The 8367-nt window shown below is 40.2% G+C and carries 7 protein-coding genes and 1 tRNA gene; 5 read left to right on the top strand and 3 right to left on the bottom strand.

Annotated elements, in window-relative coordinates; all coding sequences use genetic code 11:
- The 3 genes from V7K69_RS16675 to V7K69_RS16665 all read left to right on the top strand — a co-directional run.
- The coding region (locus tag V7K69_RS16675; RefSeq protein WP_335036202.1) for an HNH endonuclease family protein at positions 1 to 915 on the top strand (915 nt) is incomplete at its 5' end.
- A 255-nt stretch (positions 916 to 1170) separates the two neighbouring features.
- Entirely contained in the window at positions 1171 to 2001 is an 831-nt protein-coding gene (locus V7K69_RS16670; protein ID WP_335036200.1) for a metallophosphoesterase, read from the top strand.
- A gap of 218 nt (positions 2002 to 2219) precedes the next feature.
- On the top strand, positions 2220 to 3053 hold the full coding sequence (locus tag V7K69_RS16665; protein ID WP_174709181.1) for a metallophosphoesterase: 834 nt from the start codon (positions 2220 to 2222) through the stop codon (positions 3051 to 3053).
- A 719-nt stretch (positions 3054 to 3772) separates the two neighbouring features.
- On the opposite strand, the gene V7K69_RS16660 is transcribed toward V7K69_RS16665, so the two are convergent.
- The 3 genes from V7K69_RS16660 to V7K69_RS16650 form a co-directional block, all read right to left on the bottom strand.
- Complete coding sequence (locus tag V7K69_RS16660) at positions 3773 to 4522, bottom strand: hypothetical protein (RefSeq protein ID WP_335036197.1); 750 nt, start codon at positions 4520 to 4522, stop codon at positions 3773 to 3775.
- A 295-nt stretch (positions 4523 to 4817) separates the two neighbouring features.
- Positions 4818 to 6281 carry a DnaJ domain-containing protein gene (locus tag V7K69_RS16655; RefSeq protein ID WP_335036195.1) on the bottom strand — a complete coding sequence of 488 codons (1464 nt, stop codon included), beginning with the start codon at positions 6279 to 6281 and terminating at the stop codon, positions 4818 to 4820.
- 109 nt (positions 6282 to 6390) lie between these two features.
- Entirely contained in the window at positions 6391 to 7020 is a 630-nt protein-coding gene (locus tag V7K69_RS16650; RefSeq protein WP_335036193.1) for a J domain-containing protein, read from the bottom strand.
- Between the two features lie 33 nt (positions 7021 to 7053).
- On the opposite strand from V7K69_RS16650, the gene V7K69_RS16645 reads away from it, so the two are divergent.
- Complete coding sequence (locus tag V7K69_RS16645; protein ID WP_335036191.1) at positions 7054 to 8151, top strand: tocopherol cyclase family protein; 1098 nt, start codon at positions 7054 to 7056, stop codon at positions 8149 to 8151.
- Between the two features lie 33 nt (positions 8152 to 8184).
- Positions 8185 to 8258, top strand: a tRNA-Arg gene (locus V7K69_RS16640).
- Positions 8259 to 8367: the final 109 nt, after the last annotated feature.

Raw genomic sequence — 8367 nt, 5'->3', positions numbered from 1 at the left:
ATTCTTGCCAAAGGACTTGTCATATTCTTTCCACATAATTGCTACTGCAATTTTTTATTATCTCATGCTATTTATATTAAGGATAAGTCTAATGAAATTAAACCAATTAATGAACCTCAACAGTTAATTGATAAAATACTAATTCCTTATGGTGAGGCTTTTTATGAAATTAATAATCTAGCCTATCACAGTGATATCTTAGGAGAAGAAGTAAATCAAAAGTTTAGATGGTTACACTTGATTGATAATTCTGACTGGATACCTCCAGCTATTTTATATCTCTCTCGCAATTACAGCAATCCTGAATTGTTATTACGGTTTTTCACAGATTTAGATCGCCTAGCTTCAGGTCTAATGATTCAACGGAATAATATTAATGAACGCATAGAACGTTACGGCAAATTACTATATGCTATCGAGATTGGAGAAGATTTGTACGTACCTGATTCACCTCTGCAACTGAAACCTGAAGAACAGGTACGTATTATCAAAATCCTAAATGATGACCTTTATTTAATTAGAAAAATTCGACTTTATGTTTTACTACGTTTAGATGCTGCACTCTCAGAAGGAAAAGCTTCATATAACTTCTGTAATATTAGTGTTGAGCATGTACTACCTCAAAATCCAACTTCTGATAGTATGTGGGTACAATCATTTCCTAGCCAGGAAGAACGTGATAAATATGTCCATCGTATGGGAAATTTAGTTTTACTCTCTTCCTCGAAAAACGCTCAAGCGCAAAACTACGACTTTGACCTGAAAAAGCAGAAGTATTTCACAACAAAATCAGGCATTTGTAATTTTGCGCTAACGACACAAGTGTTAATGGAAAAAGAATGGACACCTGAAGTTATCAACAAGCGGCAGCAACAGCTAATTCATCAGCTAAAAGAAGTTTGGCGTTTACAGTAGTAGGTTGGTTAGGTGTGTATATGCGTAGCTACCCATAGAGGTACGATGACCTAAATCTACGCACTTACAATCTAAAAAAAGTAGTATTTTTGACAAAAATTGGTTAGTAAATTGATTTTTGATTTAAATAAGTATAAATACGTTCAAATCTACAGATTTCATGAAATTTTCAATAAGTTGCACTAGTCACTACACACAAAACGATGATGTTTCGTTAAGCTGTAAGCGCTATGATTAGAGTTTATTGAACGTCTTATGCACTGGTTATTATCTGGGCCGTTGAGTAGAGAAGAATTGACGGTTAAGATTGTAGGGTTGCCTGCATCATTACAAGGTAAGAAGCTGGTGCAGTTGTCAGATTTTCACTACGATGGTTTGCGGCTGTCGGAAGAGATGCTAGAAAAAGCGATCGCAGTTACTAATGAAGCTAAACCAGATTTAATTTTATTAACTGGTGACTACATAACTGACGATCCAGCACCGATTCACCAACTGATACCTAGACTCAAACATCTGCAAAGTCACAGTGGTATCTATGCTATTCTTGGCAATCACGATATACATTACAAAAACGCAAAAACAGAAGTTACCGATGCCCTTACTAGCATTGGAATCCACGTCCTTTGGAACGAAATCGCCTATCCACTAGGAAAAGAATTACCATTGGTAGGACTAGCTGATTATTGGTCACGGGAATTCTACCCTGCACCTGTGATGAATCAACTAAATCCCGACACACCCCGCATCGTTTTATCCCACAACCCAGATACTGCGGAGATACTGCAAGCATGGCGAGTTGACTTACAATTATCTGGTCATACTCACGGTGGTCAAATCGTGATTCCCGGAATTGGCCCTGCAATATTTTTTTACGAAAAGCTTGCAAAAAAAATACCTAAAAAAGTGCAGCGTCGATTTCCAGTGTTGCAAGAAAATGTTTCTGTAGTCAGACATTGGGAATGGGCACAGGGTTTCCATCATCTGGGAAAAAATCAGCTATATGTCAATCGTGGTCTGGGAACTTATCTCCCAGGACGCTTATTTTGCCGTCCAGAAGTCACTATAATCACCCTACAAGGTGAGTAAGTAATCCAAATTTCTGAATTCCAGAACGGAAGCACAGTAGGTATTCTGGCTAACAAGTACCTGTAGATTTGAGTGAGTCCTGCTTAGTTTAGTCTCAGGATTTAAATCAATTCGTTAATTTTATCTTGAGTATGTGACATAAATTATTGCAGTTTCTCAAGTTACATTTTGATATTTGGTAAGCTGTAAGCGCTGGTATGAGGAGTATCGGTTGCCTTATGCATTGGTTGTTTACGGGACATTTAAGAGTAGATAAAATCACGGTTAAGATTGCGGAACTTCCAGCATCTTTACAAGGTACAACGCTAGTGCAGTTGTCAGATTTTCACTACGATGGTTTGCGGCTTTCGGAAGATATGTTAGAAAAAGCGATCGCACTTACTAACGAAGCTGAACCGGATTTGATTCTATTAACAGGTGACTATGTAACGGATGATCCGACACCAATTCACCAATTGGTGCATCGACTCAAACATTTGCAAAGTCGCTGTGGTATCTACGCTGTACTGGGTAATCATGATATCTACTACAGTCATTCAAAAGCAGAAGTTACACAGGCGTTAACTAGCATTGGGGTGCATGTGCTTTGGAATGAAATCGCCTATCCATTAGGAAAAGAATTACCATTTGTAGGACTAGCTGATTATTGGTCGCGGGAATTCTACCCTGCACCTGTGATGAATCAACTAGACTCTGTTACACCCCGCATCGTTTTATCCCATAATCCAGATACAGCCAAAATACTGCAACAATGGCGTGTAGATTTGCAACTATCGGGTCATACCCACGGCGGTCACATCGTAATCCCTGGCATTGGGCCTTTAGTATTCCATTATAAAAAACTACTCAAAAAAATTCCCAAAAAATTAAGGTGTTGGGTAACGTTTTTATTAGGAGACTGTTCTAAAGTCGTCCGATATTGGGAGTGGGCGCAAGGGTTTCACAAGGTGCAAGAAAATCAACTATATGTCAACCGGGGTTTAGGAACTTATAAACCAGGACGTTTATTTTGTCCCCCAGAAGTGACTGTAATTACCTTAGTTAGTCATTAGTCATTGGTCATTGGTCATTGGTCTAAATAAACCTCTCCTAAGAAGAGAGATAAATAACAAAGGACAAAAATACATAACACTCAAAGCAGAAACCGCCAGAAGCTACGATGGATATATATCAGCAGCTTGGGGCGGTTTCTTGAAGATTAGAGAATTCAGAAGTAAGTAACTCAACTAAGGTGGACAGTATTTGCGATCGCTAGACTCAGAATTGCACATCCTAACATTCCAACTAGGCAGGCATTTTCTGGCAGTGCGTTTTTATACCTCCAAAACAACTCATTGAACTTAAGGAAAAACACATTCTTCAATGGATGTCACAACTTCAGAGCGATCGCAAGAACATTAGAGCAGGAGGCACAGGCTCTAACTTGAAAGTTTTTATTAACTTTTAACCTGTTTGTACCTTGCTCTTAATTTAGCATCGTGTTTGTTTCGCTACAAGATACGTTTACCAAACTTGAACACCATTAATTTATCGCAACAATTCCGAAATCTTTCTTAAGAATATTCCCACTGGTTAGATGTTGGTGTTAAAGCCAGCATTATCAAGTGGGTTAGAAATTCAGAAACGAATGGCACTAAGAAAACCTAAAACCTTTGTCTGAGGGAGGTGTGGGAGGATGAGGAAGAAATCTGGCTCCCCACACTCCCCACACTCAAAAGCCAGTTAAATCACGGGTTTGCGCTTATCTTAGTGCCATTCAGTTCAGAAGCCGTTATTGAGCAGAACCGCCTGTTGTAGAATCATTTACGGTAGAAGAATCATTATTAGATGTACTGTTTGACTGGTCTACTCCTTGAGGTGAAGTGGTTTTAGAGGTATCAACTTTTGTACCTGGAGTGGCGGTATTAGTAGAAGTACCACCCTGATTCTGCGAAGTAGGAGTATTAGTAGTTGGACTCGTCGCCGGACTTTGTGTTGCTTTCGGGGCTGGCGGAGTTACAGAAGGTGCTTTTTCTGCCGCAGACTGTTGGGGTGGAATAGTAATGTTAATATCTGGTTGGCGAGGTGCAGATGGAGGTGTAACCTGCTGTTGTGGAACAGGGACAGCAACAGGTACTTCTCTGATTTTTTCGATTATCTTCGTTTGTGGTTGAGGAGTTGGACTACTACTCGGTACAGGAACCAAGACCGGCACAGTAGTGTCAACCGCAGCGTTATTACTTTGGTTGAAGTACCATACCCCACCTACAATCAAACTAACTAGAGAAGTAACAATAATACCCAGCAGCAAACCACGACTAGCATTTTCATTGTCACGTTCGGCTAAATCAGCTTGCTGGTAGTTACGCTCAGTATTTCGACCTTGTACGTAACCGTTAGTGTAAGAGTTGGGATTAGCTGTGCTGTTCTTGACTGTTTCTGTAGTTCGTGTCAAGTCATTGTGAATATTACCATTAGTATCAGTGTAAGATTCTTGCTTAATTTCACTGTTTTTGATTTCGCGTTCATTGGGCATAGACATAACTATTTATTTCACTCCTCGATATGATTTTGACAAACTAAAGCTTTGTAAGAGAAAGAGGTTTTAATGAGTTTAAAAATCTATGTTGCTGATAAATATTGAGTTTTATTTATTACCCAACTGTTGGTTAATGCCAGAATAACCTCTGAGATCGAAGAAGTGGCTCTATCTATAGGAAGTTAATACTTTATCTAGAGAAAGAGCATCCCAAAGATGGATGTTATTAAACTGTCAGATGATGGATTGATAAAAAATCTAGTAAATTACTGAAATCATCTAAATTTTTAATTTGTATTTAGATATCGCATCGCCAAAGCTTAATTGTCATATCTCGACTACCACTAGCTAGGGTTTTGCTATCAGGACTGAAAGCGACGGAGTTAACCCAATCAGAATGGTTATTCAAAGTGTAAAGTTCTTGTCCTGTGTTAACATCCCATAGCTTTACACTGTGATCTGCACTACCACTAGCAAGATACTGACCATCGGGACTAAAAGCGATCGCACAAACATAGCTGCGATGTCCGGCAAGAGTGTTAATTACCTTACCTGTATTGATATTCCATAACTTGATAGTTTGGTCATAACTGCTACTAGCTAAAATTTTTCCATCAGGGCTAATGGCGACACACATCACCCAGCCTGAATGACCGTTGAGAGTTTGCAGCAGTTTGTTACTCTTCAAATTCCATAGCTTAATAGTATTATCTGCACTGCCACTTACAAAAATTTGTTGTTTTGGGCAAATAGCAAGGGAGTAAACTAAGCCAGAATGACCTTTGAGGACTTGCAGTAATTGTCCCATCTCTATATGGGAAACCTTGATAGTAGTATCTGTACCGCCACTCAGGATAGTTTGACCATCTGGACTAATGATTACTGAAAAAACTGGGGTTGAATGTACTTTGAGTGTCTTGAGTAATTTACCTGTAGACACTTGCCAAATCATTATGCTGTTATCATCACTGCCACTAACCAGAGTTTGGCTATCTGGGCTAAAGGCTAGGCATCTTAACCATTTTGTATGACTAGTGAGAGTATGTAGTAATTGCCCTGTGTCGAGATGCCAAATTTTGATCGTATTATCACTACTTCCACTAGCTAAAGTTTTACCATCTGGACTGATTGCAGTTGTAAAAACCCAGTTGAGATGAGTCAGAGTGTGTACACATTTCCAGGGTGAAGGTTGAGACTCTGATTTAGGTGGTGGCGGTGGTGATGTAGGTTTGGGTGGTGGTGGCGGCGTTGCTGGCTTTGGTGGTGGTGATGTAGGTTTGGGTGCTGCTTTTTTCTGTTTCAGTTCCAGTTGTATAGAATTTCTAAAATCTGACTCGGCTCTATTTTCATATCCTAGTTTCGAGCAAGCAAGCCCTCGGTATTTGTAAGCTTCAAAGTAGTTAGGGTTGAGACGAATCGCTTTGCTAAAGTCTTCAATTGCTTCACTATATTTTCCTTTTTGAGCTTTCTCCATCCCCAGTTTGTAGAAACTTTCAGCATTAGATGGAGTGAAATCAATTTTGATAGAAGTGGAAGCAGATTGATTTGTCTCATCCGGCTGATAAGACTTTAATCTTGCATAAGCTTGATTGATTTCTTTAATTTTCTCTTCCGCTTCTAACTTTTGCTGCGGTTCAAAAAAACAATCTGGATGCCAAGTTTTAGCCATCTGACGGTAAGCTTGCTTGACCTCATCAACAGATGCACCTGGTTTCAACCCAAGAATGTTGTAAACATGATTTATATCAAAGCGATCGCTCATACTAGAAAATCAGCAGCAAATCTCAATATACTTAGTATTCCCAAGCATAGGTATTAACTAACTCAAAGTATGGTATCGCCATCTAAAGCATCTTAAAATATGGCGCTTCTCATCTCCAGCGTCGATTTAGCCGCAATATCTTTTTAATCCCCTGACAAAATCTTTCTAGCAGAGGTCTAGGCTTTGATACATATCTAGGCGATCGCACTTTCCTTGTAGCACCAGGATTTTTCAACCCTTGTTCTATTTGTGCAGCTTTATTTAAATCGGAAGCGGCTCTATATTCGTATCCGAGTTGAGAGCAAACTAGCCCACGATATTTATATGCGTCAACATAGTTAGGATTGAGACGAATTGCATGGGTAAAATCTGCGATCGCATCCTCATATCTTCCTACTGTGGCATTCTCTACGCCTAAAGTATAGAAAGCTTCTGCATCCCAACGATTGACAGATATTTTTGTGGGATTTTTAGGCGAAGATGAAGAGAGATTTTCTGAAATGGGAGGCTCGGATGGACTTTCTGATTTGAGCTTATTGTAAGCTACGTTAATTAATTTGATTTTTTCCTCAGCTTCCTGTTTTTGCTTTGGATCAAAAAAGCGATCGGGATGCCAAATTTTTACCAGTTTACGGTAAGTTCGCTTCACCTGTGCTTGAGACGCACCAGGTTCTAGCCCAAGAATTTCATAAGCATCATTGATATCGAAGCGTAGACGTTTCGGCTTGTCGTTAGACATCGCGCATACTGAAAAAATCGGCAACTATATACTATGTTAACTATTCCCCTCAATTTCCTCCAATCAACCCAAACGCCCCATTCTGGTTATCACTGGGATGGCGGTAGTCGTCGCTTCTTTGAAGGCTGGTATTACCGCATCACTTTACCGGAAATTGGGCAAACATTCGCCTTTATGTATTCCATCGAAGATCCCATCGGCGGAAAACCCCACAGTGGCGGTGCAGCCCAAATCCTTGGCCCAGATGATGAGTATTTATGCCGTACTTTTCCTGATGTGAATAAATTTTGGGGTAGTCGAGATGTTTTGGGTTTAGGTCATTGGGGTAAAACAGATTTGCAAATTGCTCCTCTGTACCTTCTACCAGAAGAGTTTGAGCATCATGTTCAGGAAGGTTATCAAGCCACAGCCACCTTGAATCAGGGAATAATTCGCGATCCTGCCACCAATAATTATTGCCGTTGGGAGTATGAAATTCAACCAGTATACGGTTGGGGTAATCGAAATAGCATTCAGCAATCAACCGCAGGCTGGCTTTCATTCTCGCAGATTTTTGAACCCGGATGGCAAATTTTGATGGCTCACGGTTTAGCCAGTGGAAAAATTGACTGGAATGGCAAAATTTACGAATTCACGAACGCCCCAGCCTATGGCGAGAAAAATTGGGGTGGTGCTTTTCCCCAAAAATGGTTTTGGATAAATTGTAATTGCTTCGAGGGCGAACCCGATTTAGCATTAACTGCTGGCGGTGGACGGCGGGGTGTGCTGTGGTGGATGGAATCTGTAGCGATGATTGGGTTGCACTATCAAGGTAAGTTTTATGAATTCGTTCCCTGGAATTCACAAGTAGACTGGGAAATTCAACCTTGGGGTAGATGGCAAATGAAAGCGACAAATTCTAATTATGAAATTGAATTGACAGGAACCACAGATTTAGCTGGTACACCTCTGCGTGCGCCCACAGAGGATGGTTTAAGATACTGTTGCCGAGACACCATGCAAGGAAAGTTAAATTTAGAGTTACGAGAATTAAATGGGAGGAAATCTAAAATAATCCTAAAAGCAGAAAGTTTTCTTTGTGGTTTAGAAGTAGGCGGCGGCTCTTGGGATAATGTTTGGCAGTCTCGGTAAAACTACTGCTATAATTATATATGCTTCATAGTTGGGGTTGTAGCTCAGTTGGATAGAGCGGACGCCTCCTAAGCGTCAGGTCGTGCGTTCGAGCCGCACCAGTCCCGTAACCAAAGACATCCCTAAGACCTTGACTAATAGCAGGTAATAGGGATTTTATTTTTACCGTAGTAGCTGGAAAATAGTACTGCTTGAAAGAGGCAGGAGGCACAATTT

It is taken from the genome of Nostoc sp., from assembly GCF_036917775.1.
Lineage (GTDB): Bacteria > Cyanobacteriota > Cyanobacteriia > Cyanobacteriales > Nostocaceae > Nostoc.
Note: the sequence above shows the minus strand (reverse complement) of the source record. Positions and strands in the feature narration are given on the sequence as shown.

What these genes read in the sequence shown, in the direction of transcription:
- V7K69_RS16670 (WP_335036200.1), top strand. Translation starts at nt 1,171, where the DNA reads ATGCACTGGTTATTATCTGGGCCGTTGAGTAGAGAAGAATTGACGGTT.
- V7K69_RS16665 (WP_174709181.1), top strand. Translation starts at nt 2,220, where the DNA reads ATGCATTGGTTGTTTACGGGACATTTAAGAGTAGATAAAATCACGGTT.
- V7K69_RS16660 (WP_335036197.1), bottom strand. Translation starts at nt 4,522, where the DNA reads ATGTCTATGCCCAATGAACGCGAAATCAAAAACAGTGAAATTAAGCAA.
- V7K69_RS16655 (WP_335036195.1), bottom strand. Translation starts at nt 6,281, where the DNA reads ATGAGCGATCGCTTTGATATAAATCATGTTTACAACATTCTTGGGTTG.
- V7K69_RS16650 (WP_335036193.1), bottom strand. Translation starts at nt 7,020, where the DNA reads ATGTCTAACGACAAGCCGAAACGTCTACGCTTCGATATCAATGATGCT.
- V7K69_RS16645 (WP_335036191.1), top strand. Translation starts at nt 7,054, where the DNA reads ATGTTAACTATTCCCCTCAATTTCCTCCAATCAACCCAAACGCCCCAT.